Source organism: Streptomyces sp. NBC_00005 (assembly GCF_045160215.1).
In the GTDB taxonomy this organism is placed as follows: domain Bacteria; phylum Actinomycetota; class Actinomycetes; order Streptomycetales; family Streptomycetaceae; genus Streptomyces.
Genome location: NZ_CP108316.1, coordinates 3,491,881 through 3,513,029, shown reverse-complemented (window position 1 = coordinate 3,513,029; position 21,149 = coordinate 3,491,881). Strand labels below are relative to the sequence as shown.

The 21,149-nt window shown below is 68.7% G+C and carries 19 protein-coding genes and 1 riboswitch; of the genes, 9 read left to right on the top strand and 10 right to left on the bottom strand.

What is annotated here, in order from left to right:
• Nucleotides 1-3: 3 nt before the first annotated feature.
• Both OG303_RS16000 and OG303_RS15995 read right to left on the bottom strand, forming a co-directional pair.
• Nucleotides 4-1,239 carry a helix-turn-helix domain-containing protein gene (locus OG303_RS16000; RefSeq protein WP_405869060.1) on the bottom strand — a complete coding sequence of 412 codons (1,236 nt, stop codon included), beginning with the start codon at nucleotides 1,237-1,239 and terminating at the stop codon, nucleotides 4-6.
• 198 nt (nucleotides 1,240-1,437) lie between these two features.
• Nucleotides 1,438-3,102: a DUF6119 family protein gene (locus OG303_RS15995; protein WP_405869059.1), complete on the bottom strand. Its 1,665-nt coding sequence runs from the start codon at nucleotides 3,100-3,102 to the stop codon at nucleotides 1,438-1,440.
• Nucleotides 3,103-3,418: 316 nt separating this feature from the next.
• Between OG303_RS15995 and OG303_RS15990 the strand changes: the two genes are divergently transcribed.
• The 6 genes from OG303_RS15990 to OG303_RS15965 all read left to right on the top strand — a co-directional run bounded on the left by OG303_RS15990 (nucleotide 3,419) and on the right by OG303_RS15965 (nucleotide 10,013).
• A complete protein-coding gene (locus OG303_RS15990; RefSeq protein WP_405869058.1) occupies nucleotides 3,419-3,934 on the top strand; it encodes a GNAT family N-acetyltransferase in 516 nt (171 codons plus the stop codon).
• A 159-nt stretch (nucleotides 3,935-4,093) separates the two neighbouring features.
• A complete protein-coding gene (gene rlmN, locus OG303_RS15985; protein ID WP_405869057.1) occupies nucleotides 4,094-5,200 on the top strand; it encodes a 23S rRNA (adenine(2503)-C(2))-methyltransferase RlmN in 1,107 nt (368 codons plus the stop codon).
• A gap of 23 nt (nucleotides 5,201-5,223) precedes the next feature.
• Nucleotides 5,224-5,331: riboswitch (TPP riboswitch) on the top strand.
• Nucleotides 5,332-5,431: 100 nt separating this feature from the next.
• Nucleotides 5,432-6,508, top strand: coding sequence for a thiamine ABC transporter substrate binding subunit (locus tag OG303_RS15980; protein WP_405877295.1), 1,077 nt, complete (start codon nucleotides 5,432-5,434; stop codon nucleotides 6,506-6,508).
• 53 nt (nucleotides 6,509-6,561) lie between these two features.
• The gene (locus tag OG303_RS15975; protein ID WP_405877293.1) at nucleotides 6,562-8,163 is read left to right on the top strand and encodes an ABC transporter permease; all 1,602 of its coding nucleotides are present in this window, start codon (nucleotides 6,562-6,564) and stop codon (nucleotides 8,161-8,163) included.
• Nucleotides 8,163-9,191: an ABC transporter ATP-binding protein gene (locus OG303_RS15970; RefSeq protein WP_405869056.1), complete on the top strand. Its 1,029-nt coding sequence runs from the start codon at nucleotides 8,163-8,165 to the stop codon at nucleotides 9,189-9,191. The genes OG303_RS15975 and OG303_RS15970 overlap by 1 nt, the downstream gene beginning before the upstream one ends.
• Nucleotides 9,192-9,215: 24 nt before the next feature.
• A complete protein-coding gene (locus OG303_RS15965; RefSeq protein ID WP_405869055.1) occupies nucleotides 9,216-10,013 on the top strand; it encodes a maleylpyruvate isomerase family mycothiol-dependent enzyme in 798 nt (265 codons plus the stop codon).
• A gap of 60 nt (nucleotides 10,014-10,073) precedes the next feature.
• Here OG303_RS15965 and OG303_RS15960 read toward each other — a convergent pair whose 3' ends face one another.
• From OG303_RS15960 to OG303_RS15930, 7 genes are all read right to left on the bottom strand, one after another.
• Nucleotides 10,074-10,760 carry an LAETG motif-containing sortase-dependent surface protein gene (locus tag OG303_RS15960; RefSeq protein ID WP_405869054.1) on the bottom strand — a complete coding sequence of 229 codons (687 nt, stop codon included), beginning with the start codon at nucleotides 10,758-10,760 and terminating at the stop codon, nucleotides 10,074-10,076.
• 162 nt (nucleotides 10,761-10,922) lie between these two features.
• Nucleotides 10,923-12,044, bottom strand: a complete 1,122-nt coding sequence (locus tag OG303_RS15955) for an LOG family protein (protein WP_405869053.1) — start codon at nucleotides 12,042-12,044, stop codon at nucleotides 10,923-10,925.
• A 26-nt stretch (nucleotides 12,045-12,070) separates the two neighbouring features.
• The gene (locus tag OG303_RS15950) at nucleotides 12,071-12,478 is read right to left on the bottom strand and encodes a VOC family protein (RefSeq protein ID WP_405869052.1); all 408 of its coding nucleotides are present in this window, start codon (nucleotides 12,476-12,478) and stop codon (nucleotides 12,071-12,073) included.
• A 95-nt stretch (nucleotides 12,479-12,573) separates the two neighbouring features.
• Nucleotides 12,574-13,932 carry a hypothetical protein gene (locus OG303_RS15945; protein ID WP_405869051.1) on the bottom strand — a complete coding sequence of 453 codons (1,359 nt, stop codon included), beginning with the start codon at nucleotides 13,930-13,932 and terminating at the stop codon, nucleotides 12,574-12,576.
• On the bottom strand, nucleotides 13,914-14,654 hold the full coding sequence (locus OG303_RS15940; RefSeq protein ID WP_405869050.1) for an ABC transporter ATP-binding protein: 741 nt from the start codon (nucleotides 14,652-14,654) through the stop codon (nucleotides 13,914-13,916). The genes OG303_RS15945 and OG303_RS15940 overlap by 19 nt, the downstream gene beginning before the upstream one ends.
• A gap of 243 nt (nucleotides 14,655-14,897) precedes the next feature.
• On the bottom strand, nucleotides 14,898-16,262 hold the full coding sequence (locus OG303_RS15935; RefSeq protein WP_405869049.1) for an aspartate aminotransferase family protein: 1,365 nt from the start codon (nucleotides 16,260-16,262) through the stop codon (nucleotides 14,898-14,900).
• A 19-nt stretch (nucleotides 16,263-16,281) separates the two neighbouring features.
• The gene (locus OG303_RS15930; RefSeq protein WP_405877291.1) at nucleotides 16,282-16,797 is read right to left on the bottom strand and encodes an Lrp/AsnC family transcriptional regulator; all 516 of its coding nucleotides are present in this window, start codon (nucleotides 16,795-16,797) and stop codon (nucleotides 16,282-16,284) included.
• 179 nt (nucleotides 16,798-16,976) lie between these two features.
• Here OG303_RS15930 and OG303_RS15925 point away from each other — a divergent pair, with 179 nt between their 5' ends.
• Nucleotides 16,977-18,416: a gamma-aminobutyraldehyde dehydrogenase gene (locus OG303_RS15925; protein ID WP_405869048.1), complete on the top strand. Its 1,440-nt coding sequence runs from the start codon at nucleotides 16,977-16,979 to the stop codon at nucleotides 18,414-18,416.
• A gap of 84 nt (nucleotides 18,417-18,500) precedes the next feature.
• Here the strand turns inward: OG303_RS15925 and OG303_RS15920 are convergent, their stop codons facing one another.
• Complete coding sequence (locus OG303_RS15920; RefSeq protein ID WP_405869047.1) at nucleotides 18,501-19,091, bottom strand: hypothetical protein; 591 nt, start codon at nucleotides 19,089-19,091, stop codon at nucleotides 18,501-18,503.
• Nucleotides 19,092-19,210: 119 nt separating this feature from the next.
• Between OG303_RS15920 and OG303_RS15915 the strand changes: the two genes are divergently transcribed.
• Together OG303_RS15915 and OG303_RS15910 are read left to right on the top strand one after the other, a co-directional pair.
• On the top strand, nucleotides 19,211-19,867 hold the full coding sequence (locus OG303_RS15915) for a response regulator transcription factor (RefSeq protein WP_405869046.1): 657 nt from the start codon (nucleotides 19,211-19,213) through the stop codon (nucleotides 19,865-19,867).
• Nucleotides 19,864-21,144 (top strand): sensor histidine kinase, encoded by a 1,281-nt coding sequence (locus OG303_RS15910; RefSeq protein WP_405869045.1) that lies wholly within the window; start codon nucleotides 19,864-19,866, stop codon nucleotides 21,142-21,144. Before OG303_RS15915 ends, OG303_RS15910 begins: the two co-directional genes overlap by 4 nt.
• Nucleotides 21,145-21,149: the final 5 nt, after the last annotated feature.

Genomic DNA, 21,149 nt, shown 5'->3' with positions numbered 1-21,149 from the left:
AACTCACTGCACCGCCCTGCACCGCTGAGCCATCACGAACACTTCGGATGAGCGCGAGCCACCGGTGACGGGGGACTGTTTGATCAGGTCCCGCAGCGTCTCGCGCACCCTGGGATTGTTGCGTACGAGCTGCGGCGACGTGCGCTCAGCCGTACGCAGCTCCGTGAACGCCTCATCACCTTGCCCGACGAGCGACAGGGCGCGCGCGTAGTCGATTCGGTGCGAGACGCTGCGCTCCTGCGGCATGTGGTCGACGTTGATCCGCCCGTGTTCCACCACGTACGACACGTTGTCGAGGTCTAGCTCAACGGACAGACGGTGAAGCAGCACGTTCGTGGGTCCAAAGCCGGTCTGCCAGTAGTTCTCATCCGACCCGAGGTCGTCCGCGAGTTCCTCGGCTCGGTCCAGCAAGCCCGTCGCGGTGGGTCGGTCCTGGTGACGAGCTGCCGCCACAGAGGCGCGAAGGTGGATCATGCCCAGCAGGCTCAGCGCTGCCGGGTCATTCTCGGTGACCCGCGACGACAGCCATGCGGCGGCCGTGTTGCCCAGTTCCAGTGCTTCGTCATACCGGCCGTTGGCCAGTAGCGCGTGCGTGCCGGAACGCGCGGCAGATGCTAGTACGAGCGGGTCGTCCGACTCGTCAGCGGCCCGCATCGCGCGCTCGGCAGCAAGCCATGAGATGTCTGACTCACCGATTTTTGCGAGCGTCGTCGCTGCGAGGTGGTGTGTGCGAGCCGACACGGCCCAGCAGTCGCTACGATCGTCGCCGCGACGCGCCGCTCGCTCTTCCAGTTCTTGAGCTGTCTGCAGAAGCGTCGGAAGGGCCGCAATGACGCTGCCGAGTCGCCCTCCCTGGTAGTCGTTCCATGCTTGCTCCACACGCACGGCTACGGGGGCGGGGGTCGGAAGCTGTACCTCAGCCTCGGGACCGAAGAGCAAGCGCGACAGGCGCCGCGGGCTCATGAGCGCGTCGCGCACGGCCGGAACGTCGTCCTGCTGCCTCTCGTCCTCCACGAGCACGGTCTGACCGAGCAAGTCCCCGAGGGGTACGCGCAGGATGCGTGACAGCTCGGCAAGCATGTCGATACGCGGCGGCTTCCGGCGCCCCGTTTCGATCTTCGCCAACCAGTCGGTGCTTCGGCCGACCAGGCCGGCCAAGACCTCTTGCGTGTAGCCGCGACGCTTGCGGTAGAACGCGATCCGCTCGCCGATGCTGAGGTGATCTCCGAGACCACGCATTGCGTGCTGCCTCCTACTGCTTGTGAGGGGCCGGTTTCACGGTACAGAGCTGGCAGTGGGGCGCGGTAGTCGGCCTCACGGGCTCTACAGGGCCGTACGAGCATGAGGGCTCGCACAGGAAGAGACCCGGACGAAGTGTCCGGGTCTCTTCCTGTGCGAGCCCTGGGCCGCTCCTTACTCGGCAGAGTGGCCCTGCCCTTATTGAGCGATGGGGATGACCTCCACATCGACATCAGCGTTTTCCAGCGCGTTAATGGCTCTCATGAGTGCCACCTGGGAAAAGGTGAACAGGTTTCCCCTGGAGACCGTTGCGTCATCCTTGATGGCAATGCCGTAGATTAGCTTTTTCGGCTTCACGCTTGGATCGAAAGCGTGAGTGTTGCTCCGCTGCCTGATGCGAGCTAGAAGTTTGACTCTTGCTTCTCGGTCAGCTCTAAGTGCTTCAATAGATGTCCACCCTTGGGCAAATAGATGACTTAGTGGGGCGGAGCTGGAAGCTCTCTTGACGTGTATCAATTCATTGTTCGGTCCGATTATGTCGCAGGCCTCGATTCCGTAGGGGTGTTGTTTCGTGTGGATCTTCTTCCGGTCGAGGCAGACGGCGCCACCGGGGATGGCTTTTGCGGCCTCCCGATTATAGTCCTCTTCCTCTGCCCAGCGGCTGTCCCACTTAGGTAGCCGAATTGATGCTGGGCGGGCAAACACCTCATCCAGTCGACTCTGAAGGAAGTCGAGATAGTTGTCCCCCACCTCGAACCAGCGCCCTTGGTGATAAAAGTAGTGTCCGGCGTCTAGTCCTGCCTCAAACGCTAGCCACTTGTGTGCCTTGATTTGTCTACTGACCTTGTCTCGACCATCAGCGTCAGAGCACATCTGAATGTAGCCAGATCGCAGGGCGTCCATCCGCTCACCAAGAGGAAGGGATTCAACACGTTCCAAAACATCTGCGATGTTCAGCTCTTCGAGAACCTCGAAGCGCTCCGAGGCAATCTTGATGCGATACGAATTCGTCGCATGTTCATGCTCTTCGCACTCTGCGGGGAGGGTCAAAGCCAAGGGTCCTCGGTCTGCGGAGCTCAGCGCTTGCGACAGTTTGGTTTCGAGTTTGCTGACCTGCTTATTGCTCGATTTGAGCGATCGAATCTGGTCAATAAATCCCAACTCGGGAACGGGTGAAGAAGTTTGGGTGATTCTCGTTATCTCGTGTAGGTCTCCGATGAGGTCCGCAGGCTTTACGCCCAGTGGTATTTTTAGAGAGTCGGCGGCGGCTATGCCGACCTTCTTTGGTTTTTCCCTATTGAAAGTCATTGACGCTTTTTCGAGGGTACCCGCGAGTCGACTGACGATTTCTCCATAGGACTCGATCCCGAACCCTCGAATCGACTGTCCTCCAGGTACGGTGCTACGGTCCACTCTCGCTCGACTGTCAAGAATGTTGCGTGTCACCTGTCGAATAAGCTTCGGCTCAATGGATCGAATTGAGAACGAAAGTCCAAATCCGGGATCTATTCGAGACGGGTCGATGAGTAGGTGCCCCATGCCGAAGGTTAGGGCATATGGCCCTCCGGATACTCCTATCATGATGGCCCCGGCTGCGGCGCGGTTTGATATTTTCGCATCTTTTCCTGTAAGGGATTTGAAGGCGGTACTCCAGTCTGTCCGGTCCTTCTTGCCTACGATTCCCCAAATCGCTATGGCGGGAACTCCATCGATTTCAGTCGATTCGACGGTGAAGTCCTCATGGCTCGCGTAGTAATCGGCGAGCGCTTCTCGAAGTCCGGCGCCAGTGGACTCCGTATCGATGAGTCGGTACAGAGTGGAGCGCCTTGCTTTGCTTTTCGAGTCACCTGTTGCATCGACCATGGGTCCCCACCCCTCGAATCTGATGGCCAGAATCAGAGATCGTACATTTAAGGTCATGACATGACACTCGAACAAGCGAATCGAACTAAATGTGTTCAGTGGCCAGTCGTCTGGAGGCCCCTAATGCGTCAGGCTTGGGCGCTCTGGTGTCGGGTTGTGGAAGGCCCTACCGTGGCTGCACATGGGGAGGGTTAAGAAGAACAAGCCGCGCCGTAGACGGGGCAGCACTCTTGAAGCGCAAGCGTCGGGATCTGCGTACGTCTGCGAGGTCGAAGGGGTTGCGATCAGGCAGGCGCGCCGTGGTGAGGGACAGCGAGTGTTGGATCTGCTTTCGGCGATTGACACCGACTATGACGATCTCGACTATGCGGCACAGCACATTGATGCGGGTACCTATGGCACGTCTGGAGCGGGTCTACGCCGGGCGCTAGTCGCCGAAGCGGAAGAGGATGCTCAGCTCGTCGGTGCGCTCCTCGCCTTGCCGCCTGGCAGTCTCTTGCGCCGGTTACAGGCGGCGGAGGCCCCACGGCCGGTGGTGGCCGGCGTAGCTCGCTCTATCGCGAAACTCAAGGCCGTCGCCGTTGCTCCCCAGCGGCGGGGCGACAGGATCGGTGAGGCGCTGGTGAGGGCTTTCGTCGATGAGTACGGCGCCGCTGACTACGGCGTCCTGTACGCCCAGGTAGACATCGACAAACCGGCCCTCGCTCGCTGGTACGGCCGACTTGGGTTCGAAGCTCTGGGTGCCGGTGCGCCGCTCCGGCTTGATCCGCACGGGCAGGTCGCGATCTATCCTCTCAATGGTGAGCAACTTGTGGTGCTGGACCTGAGCTAGGCCAGCCACCTGCATCGACGTAGCCGCAGGGTGCGAGCCTTCGGGCCGTCACTGGGCCGTCCGAGGAGGGCCCACGACGACCAGAGACGACCGTCAACGACCACAACGCACGGCTCGCGCCCCTGGTCACACCATTTGATCTGCGACACTGGTACGGCTATGCCTAAGCCCGGAGAACTCACTTTCGTTGCCCCCCGCGGAGCCAAGAAGCCGCCGCGGCACCTTGCCGATCTCACCCCTGCCGAGCGCAAGGAAGCGGTGGCCGAGATCGGCGAGAAGCCGTTTCGTGCCAAGCAGCTCTCGCAGCACTACTTCGCGCGGTACGCGCACGACCCGGCGGAGTGGACCGACATCCCGGCCGGTTCGCGCGGCAAGTTGCAGGACGCGCTGCTGCCCGAGCTGATGACCGTCGTACGGCATCTGTCGACCGACCAGGGGACGACGAGGAAGACCTTGTGGCGGCTCTTCGACGGCACGCTCGTCGAGTCCGTGCTGATGCGCTACCCGGACCGGGTGACCATGTGCATCAGCTCGCAGGCGGGGTGCGGGATGAACTGCCCGTTCTGTGCGACCGGGCAGGCGGGGCTCGACCGGAATCTGTCGACCGCCGAGATCGTGCATCAGATCGTGGACGGGATGCGGGCTCTGCGGGACGGGGAGGTGCCCGGCGGGCCGGCGCGGCTGTCCAACATCGTCTTCATGGGGATGGGTGAGCCGCTCGCCAACTACAAGCGGGTCGTCGGAGCTGTTCGGGCGCTCACCGACCCTGCCCCGGACGGGCTCGGGCTGTCGCAGCGCGGCATCACCGTGTCGACCGTCGGGCTCGTCCCGGCGATCCACCGGTTCGCCGACGAGGGCTTCAAGTGCCGGCTCGCCATCTCGCTGCACGCTCCCGACGACGAGCTGCGTGACACCCTCGTCCCCGTGAACACGCGGTGGAAGGTGCGCGAGGTTCTCGACGCCGGGTTCGAGTACGTCGAGAAGAGCGGACGCCGGCTGTCCATCGAGTACGCCCTCATTCGCGACATCAACGACCAGGCCTGGCGCGGTGACCGGCTCGGGCGGCTGCTCAAGGGCAAGCCCGTGCACGTCAACCTCATCCCGCTGAACCCGACGCCCGGGTCGAAGTGGACGGCGTCCCGGCCCGAGGACGAGAAGGCGTTCGTCGAGGCCATCGCCGCGCACGGTGTGCCGGTGACGGTTCGGGACACCCGTGGTCAGGAGATCGACGGGGCCTGCGGTCAGCTCGCGGCCACCGAGCGGTAATCTGAGCCCGTACGTACATCTTCATATTCCGACAGGGGAGCGCCACAGCGCTGAGAGTGCGGCAATCGGGCCGCAGACCCTCTGAACCTTGCCCAGGTCATTCTGGGTAGGAAGTTCGGTCTTCACTCGAGCTGTTGCGCCCTGCCCGGGAGCCGGTGGAATCCTCCGGCGGTCCCGGGCAGGGCCGCGTCTCTTCCTGGTCAGCCAGGAGGAAATTCAGTGCACACCAACATGCACACCAAGGCGTTCGTGGCCGCCGCGGTCGGCCTCGGCCTGATCACGCTGTCCGCGTGCGGGTCGTCGTCCGGCAGCGAGGGCTCCGGGAACTCCAAGACCGTCACGCTCGTCAGTCACGACTCGTGGGCCGTCTCGAAGAGCGTCCTCGCCGACTTCGAGAAGCAGTCCGGCTACAAGGTCCACGTCCTCAAGGACGGCGACGCCGGGCAGGCCGTCAACAAGGCCATCCTCACCAAGGACAACCCGCAGGGCGACGTCTTCTTCGGCGTCGACAACACCCTGCTCTCGCGGGCGCTCGACAACGGTCTCTTCCAGTCGTACGAGGCCAAGGGCGCCGCCGGCATCAAGGCCCAGTACCGGGTCGACCAGACCAAGCACCGGGTCACGCCGATCGACTCCGGCGACATCTGCGTCAACTACGACAAGGCCTACTTCAGCAAGCACAAGCTGGCCCCGCCGGCCTCCTTCGACGACCTGATCAAGCCCGCGTACAAGAACCTCCTCGTCACCGAGAACGCCTCCACCTCCTCGCCCGGCCTCGGCTTCCTGCTCGGCACCGCCGCCAAGTACGGCAACGACGGATGGCAGGGCTACTGGAAGAAGCTCAAGGCGAACGGGGTCAAGGTCGTCGACGGCTGGGAGCAGGCGTACAACGAGGAGTTCTCCGGGTCCGCCGGCGGCAAGAAGGCCAAGGCCGACCGGCCGCTCGTCGTCTCGTACGCCTCCTCGCCGCCCGCCGAGGTCATCTACGCCGACCCGAAGCCGAAGACCGCGCCGACCGGGGTGTCGTACGGGACCTGCTTCCGGCAGATCGAGTACGCCGGACTGCTCAGCAACGCCAAGAACAGCAAGGGTGGCAAGGCCTTCATCGACTTCCTGGTCGGCAAGGAGTTCCAGGAGGACATGCCGCTGAACATGTTCGTCTACCCGGTCATCGAGGGGGCGACGGTGCCCAAGGAGTTCACCGAGTACGGGCCCGCCGCGAAGGACCCCGAGATCATGGCCCCGACCAAGATCGCCGCCAACCGTGACCAGTGGGTCAAGTCGTGGACCTCGCTCGTACTGAAGTAACCGACGCGGCCGTCCACAAGGACCGGGCGGGGAGCGCGGCGCGGCTCGGGCTCATGGCCGTGCCCGTCGCGTTCTTCGCGGTGTTCTTCGCCTGGCCCGTCGCCGCGATCGTGGCGCGCGGGCTCAAGGTCGACGGGGCCTGGCGGTTCGGCCGGATCGTGGACGTCGTCACGCAGTCCGACATCCGGCACGTCCTGTGGTTCACCACCTGGCAGGCGCTCGCGTCCACCGCGCTCACGCTGCTGATCGCCCTGCCGGGCGCGTACGTCTTCGCGCGCCTCGACTTCCCGGGCAAGCAGGTGCTGCGGGCCGTCGTCACCGTCCCGTTCGTCCTGCCGACGGTCGTCGTCGGTACGGCGTTCCTGGCGCTCGTCGGGCGCGGGGGACTGCTCGACGAGCTGTGGGGCGTGCGGCTGGACACCACCGTCTGGGCCATCCTGCTCGCGCACGTCTTCTTCAACTACGCCGTCGTCGTACGGACCGTCGGCGGGCTGTGGGGGCAGCTCGATCCGCGTCAGGAGGAGGCGGCGCGGATGCTCGGCGCGTCGTCGCTCCAGGCCTGGCGGAGGGTGACGCTGCCCGCCCTCGCGCCCGCCGTCGCCGCGGCCGCTCTCATGGTCTTCCTCTTCACCTTCACCTCCTTCGGCGTGGTGCAGATCCTCGGCGGTCCCACCTTCTCCACGCTCGAAGTGGAGATCTACCGGCAGACGTCCGAGATCTTCGACCTCTCCACGGCCGCGGTGCTCACGATCGTCCAGTTCGTGGCGGTGGGCGTGATCCTCGCCGTGCACGCGTGGACGGTACGGCGGCGGGAGACGGCCCTGCGGCTGGTGGACGCGAACGTCACGGCCCGGCGGCCGCGCGGGGCCGGGCAGTGGGCGCTGCTGGCCGGGGTCCTGGCCATGATCGCCGTCCTGCTCGTCCTGCCGCTGGCCGTGCTGGTGCAACGGTCGCTCGGCGCCCCCGACTTCGGCTACTACCGTGCGTTGACCAGCGAGGACGGCGGGACCTTCCTCGTCCCGCCGATCGAGGCGATCGGCAACTCGCTGCAGTACGCCCTCGTCGCCACCGCCATCGCCGTGCTGGTCGGCGGTCTCGCCGCCGCGGCCCTCACCCGCCGGGACGCGGGCCGGCTGGTCCGCGGCTTCGACGCGCTGCTGATGCTGCCGCTGGGCGTCTCCGCCGTGACCGTCGGCTTCGGGTTCCTGATCGCGCTGGACGAGCCGCCGCTCGACCTGCGCAGTTCGTGGATCCTGGTGCCGCTCGCGCAGGCGCTGGTGGGCGTCCCCTTCGTCGTACGGACCATGCTGCCCGTGCTGCGGGCCGTGGACGCGCGGTTGCGGGAGGCCGCGGCCGTGCTCGGGGCGTCGCCGTGGCGGGTGTGGCGGGAGGTCGATCTGCCCATGGTGCGGCGGGCGTTGCTGGTCGCGGCCGGCTTCGCATTCGCGGTGTCGCTGGGGGAGTTCGGGGCGACGGTGTTCATCGCGCGGCCCGACAACCCGACGCTGCCGGTCGCCGTGGCGCGGCTCCTCGGCCGGCCGGGCGAGCTCAACTACGGCCAGGCGATGGCCCTTTCGACGATTCTGATGGTGGTGTGCGCGGTGGCGCTGCTGGTGCTGGAGCGGCTCCGTACCGACCGGACCGGGGAGTTCTGATGCGGAGCAGGCTGCTGAGCCTTGAGGACGCGACCGTGCGGTTCGGCGGGCGCGCCGTGCTCGACGCCGTCGGCCTCGATGTCGCCGAGCACGAGATCGTGTGCGTGCTCGGGCCGAGCGGCAGTGGCAAGTCGACGCTGCTGCGGGCGGTTGCCGGGCTCCAACCCCTGTCCGGCGGGCAGGTGTTGCTCGACGGTCGGGACCAGGCGGGTGTGCCCGCGCACAAGCGCGGGGTGGGCCTGATGTTCCAGGACCATCAGCTCTTCCCGCAGCGGGACGTGGGCGGGAACGTCGCCTTCGGGCTGCGGATGCACGGCGCCACACGGCTCCAACAGCAGGGGCGGGTACGGGAGTTGCTGGACCTCGTCGGTCTGCCGGGGGCGGCCGGGCGCGCCGTGGCCTCGCTCTCCGGCGGTGAGCAGCAGCGCGTCGCGCTGGCCCGCGCGCTCGCGCCCCGGCCGCGGCTGCTGATGCTCGACGAACCGCTCGGGCAGCTCGACCGCTCGCTGCGGGAGCGGCTGGTCGTCGAACTCCGCGAACTCTTCGGCCGGTTGGGCACCACGGTGCTCGCCGTGACGCACGACCAGGGCGAGGCCTTCGCGCTCGCCGACCGGGTCGTGGTGATGCGGGACGGGCGGATCGCCCAGTCCGGTACGCCACTTGAGGTGTGGCAGCGGCCGGCGGACGAGTTCGTGGCCCGGTTCCTCGGGTTCGACAACGTGGTCGAGGGCACGGTGGCCGGCCAGGCCGCGGACACGCCCTGGGGCAAGCTGCCGGTGCCCGAGGACGCCCCGCAGGGGACGCGCACCCTGCTCGTACGGCCCGCCGGGGTGCGCCTGGTCCCCGCCGACGAGGGACTGCGCTGCACCGTGGCCGCGCGCACCTTCAAGGGCACCCATGTCGCCGTACAGCTGCAGCCGGAGGACGCGCCGCGGCTCGAGGCGGCGGTGGCGCTGCGGGAGGCGCCGGAGGTCGGGGACGCGGTGGGGGTGGAGTTCGACGTGGCGGAAATCGTCGTGGTCGGCTGACCGGTCCCTTCATAGGGTGCGGGCATGACACTGCTCGCGCACGACCGCTACTGCGACCAAATCGCCCACCAGGTGGCCGGGTTGAGAGCCGTGGTGACATCCGGTACCGACCTGTCCGCGACCGTGCCGACCTGCCCCGACTGGTCCCTGGAACAGCTCGTACGGCACATGGGTGGCGCCCTGCGCTGGGTGGAGCTGCTGGTGCGGACGCGGGCCCAGGAGCACGTTCCGGACGAGCGGGTGCCGATGCACGACGGTCCCGAGGCCCGCGGCGACGCCGCCGCGCTGGACGCCTGGCTCGGCGAGACCGGCGAGATGGTCGTCGGGACGCTCCGGGAGGCCGGGCCGGACGCGAAGGTGTGGGGGTGGGCCGGGACGCCCAGTTCGGGCTTCTGGGCGCGTCGGATGACCCACGAGATCACCGTCCACCGCGCCGACGCCACCCTCACCGCCGGTCTGCCCTACGATGTCGCGCCGGACGTCGCCGCCGACGCGCTCGACGAGTGGCTGGAGATCGTGGAGTACATCCAGCGCAACGTCCCGCACCGGGCGGCGAATGAATTCCACGGCCCCGGCCGCGCCATCCATCTCCACGCCACCGACACCGCGCCCGAGTTGAACGCCGAGTGGATCGTCGAACTCCTCGAGGACGGCGTCGCCTGGCGCCGCGGCCACGAGCGGGCGACCGTCGCCCTGCGCGGCCCGCTCACCTCCGTGCTCCTCGCCTTCTTCCGCCGACTGCCCCTGAACAGCCCGGAGTTGGAGATCGTCGGCGAGCGGGAGCTGCTGGAGTTCTGGCTGGAGCGGGCGACGTTCGGATGAACGACCGTGGCCCGTCCCCTCACGAGGGGACGGGCCACGGTGTTGCTGCGAAGTGAGGCGTCAGTTGCCGCTGTTCGCCCCGCGACGGCGCATGCCGAAGAAGACGGCGCCGCCGCCGACCACGACGAGCGCGCCCGCGATACCGGCGATCAGGCCGGTGTTGGAGTTCGCACCGGTCTCGGCAAGGTTCGAGTCACCGGCCGCCGGGGACGGCGCGTTGCTCGAGGTGCCGGCCGGAGCGGTGGTGCTGTCCGAGGCCGACGGAGTCGGGGTCGGGCTCTCCTCGGCCGGGGTCGAGGCGGACTCAGACGGCGACGGGGTCGCCGGCGGGGTCGACTCGTCCTTGGAGCAGCCCTCGGACGGGGTCGTCAGGTTCGGCTTGATGTCCTCGTCGACGCGGTTGCCCGCCTTGACGTGGATGCGGTACTCGGCGTTCGGCTTCCAGTCCTCGGCGAAGGTGACGGTGACGCCTTCGCGCGAGCCCTTGACCTCGGTCGGCTTGCCGATCTGCTGCACGTCGGCGCCGTTGTTCTCGAGGAACACGGTGATGACGGCCGAGGTGCCGGAGGCGTCGACGTCGGTGACGTTGATGACGCCCTTGGCGCCGTCGCACTTGGCTTCGGCGGAGAACTCACTGATGTTGCAGGCGAGTGCGCTGCCCGCGGCGCTCAGCGCGAGCGCGGAGGAGGCGGCGGCAACGCCCAGGATCTGCACGGAACGACGTGCGGTACGGCGGGTTATGGACACGTTTGCCCTTCACGGGATGCGCAACTGCGGGGGGCTTACGGGGGAAGTGGAGCGTCTGTGGAGGCGAAGCCTCACTTTCCCCAGGAGACTCACAGGTTTATAAGCGTTCGATAAGGAGTGTCAATGCGTATGCGGATCTAGGTTGTTGGCTTTGCTCTCTTATTAATCAGCGAGACGTTTCAAGGCCTCCGGAGCCTCCTCGATCCGGTCAACGAGGGCGATACGGGACTCCATCGACCGTTCCCGGGCGAGGGCCCGCAAGAGGGGCCACGTGGGCAGCCGCTCGGTCCAGTGCTCCCGGTCGACGAGGACCATGGGCGTCGGTTCGCCGCGCGACTCGTAGTAGTTGGGCGTCGCGTTGTCGAAAATCTCCTGAACGGTGCCGGCGGCGCCCGGCAGGAAGACCACGCCCGCGTTGGAGCGGGCCAGCAGGCCGTCCTCGCGGGTGGCGTTGGCGAAGTACTTGGCGATGTGCGACGCGAAGGGGTTCGGCGGTTCGTGGCCGTAGAACCAGGTGGGGATGCCGAGGGAGTGGTTGCCCTTCGGCCAGCGGGTGCGCACCTCGAAGGCGGCCCGGGCCCATTCGGTGATCGAGGGCGAGAACGACGGTACCTTCGCCAGGAGTTCGCAGGCCTCGTCCAGCACGGCCTCGTCGTACGGCGCCGCGTACGCGCCCAGGTTCGCCGCCTCCATCGCGCCCGGGCCGCCGCCGGTCGCCACGGTGAACCCGGCGTGTGTCAGCTCCCGGCCGAGCCGTGCGGAACCGGCGTACGCCCGGGTGCCGCGCGCCATCGCGTGGCCGCCCATGACGCCCACCACCCGTGCCCCGCGCAGCAGTTCGTCGAGGGCGTCGGAGACGGAGTCGTCGTGGACGGCGCGCAGCATCGAGGCGTAGATGTCGCCGTCCGCCTTGGTGCGCTGGAACCAGGCGTAGGCGAGGGCGTCCGGTGTCTGCTCGTAGCCCTTGTCGAGCGAGGCGAACAGCTCGTCGGGCGTGTAGAGGTGACCGCGGTACGGGTCGAAGGGCAGGTACGGGACGGGCGGGAAGACGAGGGCGCCGTCGGCGCGGACCTTCGCCGCCGCGTCGTCACGCATCCGGCAGCCGAGGAAGACGGCCCGGGCGGTGTCGGTGGTGAGCAACTCCCGCGTACGGTCCGTCAGATCGACGCCCTGTACGCGATGTCCGGCAAGAGTGCCGCGGGCCGAGACGGTCGCGTCGAAGTCCTCGAGCGTCTCGATCTCGCGGTCGTCGTGGTGGGCCGCATGGGCCGGGCTCGTCTGCACGGGCCCATGCTAGGCACCCCTGCCGCTCAGCCCTGGACGGCCGCCGGGTCCATCCACACGACCTCCCAGCTGTGGCCGTCGAGGTCGTCGAAGGAACGGCCGTACATGTAGCCGTGGTCCTGGGTGTCGTTGTTTCCCGTGCCGCCCGCGGCGATCGCCTTCTCGACCAGCTCGTCGACCTTCTCGCGGCTCTCGGCACTCAGACACAGCAGCGCCTCGCTGGTCCTCGTCGAGTCGGCGATCTCCTTCTTCGTGAAGTCCGCGTAGCGCTTCTTGCTGAGGAACATCGCGATGATGGTGTCGCTGATCACGACGCAGGCGCAGTCGTCGGTGCTGAACTGCGGATTGATCGTGTAGCCGAGCTCGGTGAAGAACTTCTTCGACGCGTCGACGTCGTTGGTGGCCAGGTTCACGAAGATCATCTGCTGGTACATGTGAGGTCTCCCATCGGATGCGTGGCGTTCGCAGGGGTAGACCGCGGGCCCGTGCGGAACTCATCGCCTCCTGGGAATCGTGTTCCTACGAGTTCTCAGCGGGCCAGTGGCAGCGCCGCCAGCTCGGCCACGATCAAGGTCAGCGGGGCGAACACGGCGAGCAGCGCGCCCGCCCGGAGGGCGGCGGCACTGCGCAGCATCGTGGTGGGGGCGCCGAGCCGCAGCAGCGCGGCCGTGGTGTCCGCCCGGGCGTGCTTGGCCTCCACCGCGGAGGTGAGCAGCGTCGCGACGGTGCAGCCGGTGACGAGGAGCGTGCCGAAGGTGCTGAGAGGGCCGAAGGCGGGGGCGTTGGTGTCGTACAGCGCGGTCATCGCGAACGCGCCGGAGGCGACCGCGGAGACGACGCCCAGGGGCCGTCCGATGCGGTTGGCCTCCTCCATGAGGACGCGGCCGGCCAGCAGCCGCAGGGCGCCGGGCCGGGCCGCCTGGAGGAGGCGGCCGCAGAGGTGGGTCAGGCCGGGGCCGACGAGGGTCAGGCCGAGGGCGGTGAGGACCCAGCCGGCGAGGACCGCGGGGGTGCCGGAGGTGAGGCTGCCCAGGCCGAGGCCGGGGGCGCTTGTCGCACGGCCGGCGTAGGCCTCCACGGCCAGGCCGGCGGTGAGCACGGTGACGCCCCAGGGGAGGCCCGCGGGCGCGTTGCGGGGAGCCGGGGGCTGGGTGGGGTCGGGGTCGGGTGCGACGGAACCCGGGGGCGGCTCTGCAGGGGTGGACCCGTTCACGGCGGGCGGTACGGCGTCGGGCGTCGCGGCAGGCTGCCGTACGGCGATCCGGAAGCGGGCGCCGAAGCGGCCGTACGCGCCGAAGGTCTCCCGTGCCACCGACCGGCCGTACGCCCCGAAGCGGCCGTATCCGCGTCCTGTCGCCCGTGCCGTGCCCGGCCTGGTGTCTCGCGGCCGCAGGACCAGCGCGACCGTCACCGACGCGATCGCCGGGACCAGCGCAAGGAGCGTCAGGGCCGCGGGGACGGGCAGCGGCTGGTCCGCGGCCAGGAACGCGGAGGCGGCGCCGTCGAAGGGGATGCCGGTGAGGTCGCCGCGGAGGTGGAGGAAGAAGAGGAGAGCCAGCATCGAGCCCAGCGTGCAGGACAGGGTCGTCGTCGCGGCCGAGATCGACATCAGGCGGGCCGGGCCCAGGCCGATGGCCGAGAGACCGGGCCGCGGTTTCGTGGCCGGGTCGGTGCGGGCCACCGCCACCGCGAAGTGGACGGTGGCGGCCAGCGGGGTCAGGCACCAGGCGAGCCGGAGGACCGAGGCGGCGGGGTTGTCCGCGTGGCTCATGGCGTAGCCGAGGGCGCACAGCAGAAGGAAGCCCGTGCCGGCCGACGCCACCGCCAACAGGGCGCGGCGCAGCTGTACGGCCGGGTGGGCGCCGCGGGTCAGACGGAGAGCGAGCACGCGGCCCGGCCTTCCCTCTCGGTCACCGGAGGCAGGTGGACCGTGTTCACGCGGCGGCCGTCCAGCAGGGACACGGTGCGGTCGGCGAGGGCCGCGGTCTCCGCGTCGTGGGTGGCCAGGACGACCGTGATGCCGTGCGAGCGGGCCGCCGTGGTGAGCGTGCGCAGGACGTGGGCGCGGTCGGCGCGGTGCAGGGGGGCCGTGGGTTCGTCCGCGAACAGGACGGTGGGGGCCGGGGCGAGGGCCCGGGCGATCGAGACGCGCTGCCGCTCGGCCTGCTTCAGTTCGTGCGGGCGTCTGCGCGCCTTGTCGCCGACGTCGAGGCGTTCCAGCCACTCCAGGGCGGCCGTCTTGGCGCGTTGGCGGCTGGTGCCGCGGAGCATCAGGGGCAGGGCGGCGTTCTCCCAGGCGTTCAGCTCGGGTACGAGCACGGGTGCCGGGTCGATCCAGCCGAAGCGGTCGCGGCGCAGGCGCTCACGGGTCATCGGGCCCATGGTGTGGACCGGCGCGCTGTTGAACCAGACCTCGCCGCGCTGGGTCGGCACCAGGCCGGACAGGCAGCGCAGCAGGGTCGTCTTGCCGCTGCCCCGGGGGCCGCTGACGGCGAGGATCTCGCCCTCGCGGACCCCGAGCGAGACGCCGGTGAGCGCGGGCGAGCCGTCACTGTGCTGGAAGTGCAGGGCGCGTGCCCAGAGCACGTCGTTGTCCGGCGGGGCCACCATCCGCGTACACCTCGGTTCAGATCCGTTTTTGCCGTGCCACATCCCCCGTGCGGGGGAACGAAGACAGGGCCGATCGGTCACTCGGCACGCTAGGCAGTTCAGGTGGGGATGCCGGACAGCACACGGCCCCGGGCACCCGTTTCTCACTCGAACGGGCGGCACCGGGGCCGGTGTTGATCATCCCAGCGGAAGATCTTCAAGAACGATCTACGAGAAAGTCCTCAAGGGGGATCTCCGTGGAGGTCAGAGCTTGGTCCACGCCTCCGTCAGCGTCGCGCGCAGGATCTGCTCGATCTCGTCGAACGTCTCCTGGTTGGAGATCAGCGGCGGGGCGAGCTGGACGACCGGGTCGCCGCGGTCGTCGGCCCGGCAGTACAGGCCGTTGTCGAAGAGCGCCTTGGAGAGGAAGCCGTACAGGACGCGCTCGGTCTCCTCGTCGTTGAAGGACTCCTTGGTGTGCTTGTCCTTCACCAGCTCGATGCCGTAGAAGAAGCCGTTGCCGCGGACGTCGCCGACGATCGGCAGGTCGTGCAGCTTCTCCAGGGTCGAGCGGAACGCGCCCTCGTTGTCCAGGACGTGCTGGTTGAGGTTCTCGCGCTCGAACAGGTCGAGGTTGGCGAGGCCGACCGCCGCGGAGACCGGGTGGCCGCCGAAGGTGTAGCCGTGCAGGAAGGTGTTGTCGCCCTTGTAGAACGGCTCGGCCAGGCGGTCGGAGATGATGCAGGCGCCGATCGGGGAGTAGCCCGAGGTCATGCCCTTGGCGCAGGTGATCATGTCCGGGACGTAGTCGAACTTGTCGCAGGCGAACGTCGTGCCCAGGCGGCCGAAGGCGCAGATGACCTCGTCCGACACCAGCAGGACGTCGTACTGGTCGCAGATCTCGCGCACGCGCTGGAAGTAGCCGGGCGGGGGCGGGAAGCAGCCGCCGGCGTTCTGGACCGGCTCCAGGAAGACCGCGGCGACCGTCTCCGGGCCCTCGAAGAGGATCTGCTGCTCGATCTGGTCGGCGGCCCAGCGGCCGAAGGCCTCCGGGTCGTCGCCGAAGAGCGGGGCGCGGTAGATGTTGGTGTTCGGGACCTTGTGCGCGCCGGGGACCAGCGGCTCGAAGGGGGCCTTGAGGGCGGGCAGGCCGGTGATGGACAGGGCACCCTGCGGGGTGCCGTGGTAGGCGACCGCGCGGGAGATCACCTTGTACTTGGTGGGCTTGCCGGTGAGCTTGAAGTACTGCTTGGCGAGCTTCCAGGCGGTCTCGACCGCCTCGCCGCCGCCGGTGGTGAAGAAGACCTTGTTCAGGTCGCCCGGAGCCTCGCCGGCGAGCCGCTCGGCCAGCTCCACGGCCTTCGGGTGGGCGTAGGACCACACCGGAAAGAACGCCAGCTCCTGCGCCTGCTTGAACGCCGCCTCGGCGAGCTCGACGCGGCCGTGGCCGGCCTGGACCACGAACAGGCCCGCGAGACCGTCGAGGTAGCGCTTGCCCTTGTCGTCGTAGATGTAGGTGCCCTCGCCCCGGACGATGGTGGGGACGGGGGAGTTCTCGTACGAGGACATGCGGGTGAAGTGCATCCACAGGTGGTCGTACGCGGTCTGGCTGAGGTCCTTGGTGCTCACGGTTATCGGGTCCTCACGGTTATCGGGTTCCCCACATGTAGGTCTGCTTCTTGAGCTTCAGATAGACGAAGCTCTCGGTGGAGCGCACGCCTGGCAGCGCCCGTATGCGTTTGTTGATGACGTCCAGCAGGTGGTCGTCGTCCTCGCAGACGATCTCGGCGAGGATGTCGAACGAGCCCGCGGTCATCACCACGTACTCGACCTCCGGCATGGCGGTCAGCGCTTCGGCCACCGGGTCCAGGTCGCCCTCGACGTTGACGCCGACCATCGCCTGCCGGCGGAAGCCCACGGTGAGCGGGTCCGTGACGGCGACGATCTGCATCACGCCCTGGTCGAGCAGCTTCTGCACGCGCTGGCGCACGGCGGCCTCGGAAAGGCCGACCGCCTTGCCGATGGCGGCGTACGGCCGGCGGCCGTCCTCCTGGAGCTGTTCGATGATGGCGAGGGAGACGGCATCCAGATTCGGAGTGCCGTTCCTGGACTCGCGGGAGTCCCTGTGCTCTGCGCTTCGACTGGCCACGACCTCACTGTGCACGACGTCTCGACGCTTCCGCAAGGGCGGAGCGATGAAATTCGTTGTTTACGCGGCCGAGACCTGCGGATTTCGCAGTTCTGATGTGACTGGGGGTGTTGAAAACGTGGGTGCGCGGATTAGGGTGGGTGTCTCAGTGAGTGGGACACCGCAAACAGATCAGATCTGACAGGAGGCCGGCAGTGAGCACCGAGCTGCGTCGTCTGCGCAACTACGTCAATGGTGAGTTCCGGGACGCCGCCGACGGACGGACCACCGAGGTGGTCAACCCCGCGACGGGCGAGGCGTACGCGACCGCGCCGCTGTCCGGCCAGGCGGATGTGGACGCCGCGATGGCGGCCGCCGCCGCGGCCTTCCCGGCCTGGCGCGACGCGACCCCCGCCGAGCGGCAGAAGGCCCTGCTGAAGATCGCGGACGCGTTCGAGGAGCGGGCCGAGGAGCTCATCGCGGCCGAGGTGGAGAACACGGGCAAGCCGATCGGGCTCACGCGGTCCGAGGAGATCCCGCCCATGGTCGACCAGATCCGCTTCTTCGCGGGCGCGGCCCGGATGCTGGAGGGGCGCTCGGCCGGCGAGTACATGGAGGGGCTGACCTCCATCGTCCGGCGTGAGCCGGTCGGCGTCTGCGCGCAGGTCGCGCCGTGGAACTACCCGATGATGATGGCCGTATGGAAGTTCGCCCCGGCGATCGCCGCGGGCAACACGGTCGTCCTGAAGCCCTCGGACACGACCCCCGCGTCGACGGTGCTCATCGCCGACATCATCGGGTCGATCCTGCCCAAGGGCGTCTTCAACGTCATCACCGGCGACCGTGACACCGGCCGCCTGATGGTGGAGCACCCGACCCCGGCGATGGCGTCCATCACCGGCTCCGTGCGCGCCGGCATGTCGGTCGCCGAGTCGGCGTCCAAGGACCTCAAGCGCGTCCATCTGGAGCTGGGCGGCAAGGCGCCGGTCGTCGTCTTCGAAGACACCGACATCCCCAAGGCCGTCGAGGACATCTCGGTGGCGGGCTTCTTCAACGCCGGCCAGGACTGTACGGCGGCGACCCGCGTCCTCGTTCAGGAGGCCATCCACGACGAGTTCGTGGCCGCACTCGCCAAGGCCGCGGCCGAGACGAAGACCGGGCAGCCGGACGACGAGGACGTGCTGTTCGGGCCGCTGAACAACCCGAACCAGCTCAAGCAGGTGAGCGGATTCATCGAGCGGCTGCCCGCTCACGCCAAGGTCGAGGCTGGCGGTCACCAGGTGGGCGAGAAGGGCTACTTCTACGCGCCCACCGTCGTGTCCGGGCTGAAGCAGGACGACGAGATCGTCCAGAAGGAGGTCTTCGGACCGGTCATCACCGTCCAGTCCTTCACGGACGAGGAGCAGGCGGTGGAGTGGGCCAACGGCGTCGAGTACGCCCTCGCCTCCTCGGTGTGGACCAAGAACCACGGGCGTGCGATGCGGATGTCCAAGAAGCTGGACTTCGGGTGCGTGTGGATCAACACCCACATCCCGCTGGTCGCGGAGATGCCGCACGGAGGCTTCAAGAAGTCCGGCTACGGCAAGGACCTGTCGGCGTACGGCTTCGACGACTACACGCGGATCAAGCACGTGATGACGTCCTTGGACGCGTAGCCGTCACCACAGAGCCGTGGCCCCGGACGGGAGTTGATCCGTCCGGGGCCACGGTTTCCCCCTCCTGTGCCCCCTCCGCAGTGGTCAGGCGCTCTGGACGCCGGTGGTCAGACCGGGCAGGTCGTCGCCGGGCCTGCCCTTCTCGGTGTGCAGAGAGGGGCCTTCCCCGCCCGGCTCACCCGGCTTGCCCGGCAGCGGCGGCAGACCGGGAGCGGACGGGAACGTGATGCCGGTCTTCTCCAGGACCGGTCCGCATGCCTTCATGGACTTCTTGTACGCCTTGGACGTCGGGTCGAAGTCGCCGTCGGTGACCTTCACTTCCAGTCGTACGTGACCCTCGTCGTCCTTCGAGGCGTGGAAGTGCGGGAAGACCGCCCGACCCTCGTCCTTCATGCAGGCGGCGAAGTCCTCGTCGGCAGTGTTGACGTCGTCGGGGGCGCCCGCGGTCGGGTGGTACGCCACCGCGAACGCGGCGCCCTTGGGCGGCTCGGGGTGCTTGCCGCCCTTGCTCTGCTCCTGCGCGACCGACACCTCCGTGCCGGCGTGCTTCGAGGCCGGCAGCGTCGATGTGCCGGTGGCCTGCGCGGCCGACGCGCTGACCGTGCCGAGGGCGGCGGCCGTGAGGACGGCGATGCCGAGGGCGAGGCGCTGTGGCCGGGTCGCCAGTGCGCGCATGGGTTCCTCCTGTGGTGGGGTGCTTTGCCTACGACGCCCAGGCAACTCCCCGGCCGGTTACAGCAGCGGAACGGCTGCTCTTATCCGGGTGTAACCGGCCTCCCGCCACACTGACGGCCATGCGTGTGCTGGTGGTCGAGGATCACGAAGAGCTCGCCGAGACCGTGGCGGGCGGGCTGCGGCGGGAGGGGATGGCGGTCGACCTCGCGCTCGACGGTCCGACCGCCCTGGAGCGCGCCGAGGTCAACGGCTACGACGTCGTCGTACTGGACCGGGACCTGCCCGGGGTGCACGGTGACCAGGTGTGCCGACGGCTGGCCGCGGGCGGCAGTCGTGCGCGGGTGCTGATGCTCACCGCGTCCGGGACCGTCGCCGACCGGGTCGCGGGGCTCGGACTGGGCGCCGACGACTATCTGTCCAAGCCGTTCGCGTTCACCGAACTCGTCGCGCGGATACGGGCCTTGGCGCGCCGTGCGCAGCCCGCCCTGCCGCCGGTCCTGGTCCGCGGCGAGCTGCGCCTCGACCCGGCACGCCGGGAGGCGAGCCGGGCCGGGGGCCAATTGCCGCTCAGCCCCAAGGAGTTCGCGGTACTGGAGCTGCTGCTCGGGGCGCAGGGGGCGGTCGTGTCCACCGAGGAACTCCTGGAGCGGGCATGGGACGAGGCCGCGGATCCGTTCAGCCAGACCGTGAAGGTCACCGTCAGCCGACTGCGGCGCAAGCTGGGGGAGCCGCCGCTGATCGAGACGGTGGACCGGGCCGGGTACCGCATCCGATGAGGGCGCTGTCGCAGGTGTTCCCGCGCAGCATCCGGTGGCGGCTCACCCTCCTCTACAGCGCCCTGTTCGTGGTGGCGGGCGCGCTGCTGCTCGGCTTCGTCTACTTCCTCGCCGTGCACTCCGTTGCGGGCAGCCGGACCGTCTCCTCGGTCGAGAGTCCCGGGGTGCCGGGCGGCGACGCGGTGCCGGCCGCGCCGGCGACCATCAGCGCCGTGGCCCGGATCATCCGCGAGGACCAGCTGCACGATCTGCTCGTCGAGGCCGCCATCGCGCTCGCCGTGATGGCGCTGGCGTCCGTCGTCCTGGGCTGGGTGATGGCCGGGCGGGTGCTGTCGCCGCTGCGGACGATGACCGCCACCGCACGCCGTGTCTCCGCCGACAACCTGCACGAACGGCTCGCCGTGCCCGGCCCCGACGACGAGCTGAAGGCGATGGCGGACACCTTCGACGACGTGCTGGCCCGGCTGGAAGGCGCGTTCGAGGCGCAGAAGCAGTTCGTCGCCAACGCCTCGCACGAACTGCGCACGCCGCTCACGCTCCAGCAGACCATCGTCGACGTGACGCTCGCCGACCCGGGGGCGTCCGAGGAGTCCCTGCGGGCGGCCCTGCTGCGGGTGCGGGCGGCCGGGCAGGAGCAGGAGCGGCTGATCGACGCCCTGTTGACGCTGGCGCGCAGCCAACGGGGCCTGGAGCGACGGGAGTTCGTCGACCTGGCGGCGATCGTGGGGGAGCGGCTGCCGGACTCCCGGAGTCCGGACTCGGGGCGCCCGGACTCCGGGTGCCGGGTGATGGCCCGCTTGGAGCCCGCGCCCGTGCTGGGGGATCCGCAGCTGATCGAACGGCTGGTGGTGAACCTGACCGAGAACGCCGTGCGCCACAACCTTCCGGCCGGCGAGGACGCCTGGGTGAGCGTGTGGACCGGAGTGGACGCGGCGGGCCGCCCCGGACTGCGGATCGAGAACAGCGGGCCGGTGATCCCGCCGGACCAGGCGGCCGGGCTCTTCCAGCCGTTCCGCCGGCTCGGTCCCGATCGGGTCCGGAAACGGGACGGGCTGGGCCTCGGCATGTCCATCGTGGCTGCAGTCGTCGCCGCGCACGGCGGTCGCGTGCTGGCCGTGACGCGCCCGGCCGGCGGTCTGGTGGTGGAGGTCGGCCTCCCTCGGTACCTGCCCGCGCCGACCACGACGCCGACGCCCGCGCTCCGATCGACGGCCGGGGTCCCCCGAGTGCCGGCTGCGCATCCGCGCCGGATGCCCGGGGCCGCCGTAGGGAAATGATGGAC

What these genes read in the sequence shown, in the direction of transcription:
- OG303_RS16000 (WP_405869060.1), bottom strand. Translation starts at nt 1,239, where the DNA reads ATGCGTGGTCTCGGAGATCACCTCAGCATCGGCGAGCGGATCGCGTTC.
- OG303_RS15910 (WP_405869045.1), top strand. Translation starts at nt 19,864, where the DNA reads ATGAGGGCGCTGTCGCAGGTGTTCCCGCGCAGCATCCGGTGGCGGCTC.
- OG303_RS15940 (WP_405869050.1), bottom strand. Translation starts at nt 14,654, where the DNA reads ATGGTGGCCCCGCCGGACAACGACGTGCTCTGGGCACGCGCCCTGCAC.
- OG303_RS15965 (WP_405869055.1), top strand. Translation starts at nt 9,216, where the DNA reads ATGACACTGCTCGCGCACGACCGCTACTGCGACCAAATCGCCCACCAG.
- OG303_RS15915 (WP_405869046.1), top strand. Translation starts at nt 19,211, where the DNA reads ATGCGTGTGCTGGTGGTCGAGGATCACGAAGAGCTCGCCGAGACCGTG.
- OG303_RS15975 (WP_405877293.1), top strand. Translation starts at nt 6,562, where the DNA reads ATGGCCGTGCCCGTCGCGTTCTTCGCGGTGTTCTTCGCCTGGCCCGTC.
- OG303_RS15920 (WP_405869047.1), bottom strand. Translation starts at nt 19,091, where the DNA reads ATGCGCGCACTGGCGACCCGGCCACAGCGCCTCGCCCTCGGCATCGCC.
- OG303_RS15950 (WP_405869052.1), bottom strand. Translation starts at nt 12,478, where the DNA reads ATGTACCAGCAGATGATCTTCGTGAACCTGGCCACCAACGACGTCGAC.
- rlmN (WP_405869057.1), top strand. Translation starts at nt 4,094, where the DNA reads ATGCCTAAGCCCGGAGAACTCACTTTCGTTGCCCCCCGCGGAGCCAAG.
- OG303_RS15980 (WP_405877295.1), top strand. Translation starts at nt 5,432, where the DNA reads ATGCACACCAAGGCGTTCGTGGCCGCCGCGGTCGGCCTCGGCCTGATC.
- OG303_RS15995 (WP_405869059.1), bottom strand. Translation starts at nt 3,102, where the DNA reads ATGGTCGATGCAACAGGTGACTCGAAAAGCAAAGCAAGGCGCTCCACT.
- OG303_RS15970 (WP_405869056.1), top strand. Translation starts at nt 8,163, where the DNA reads ATGCGGAGCAGGCTGCTGAGCCTTGAGGACGCGACCGTGCGGTTCGGC.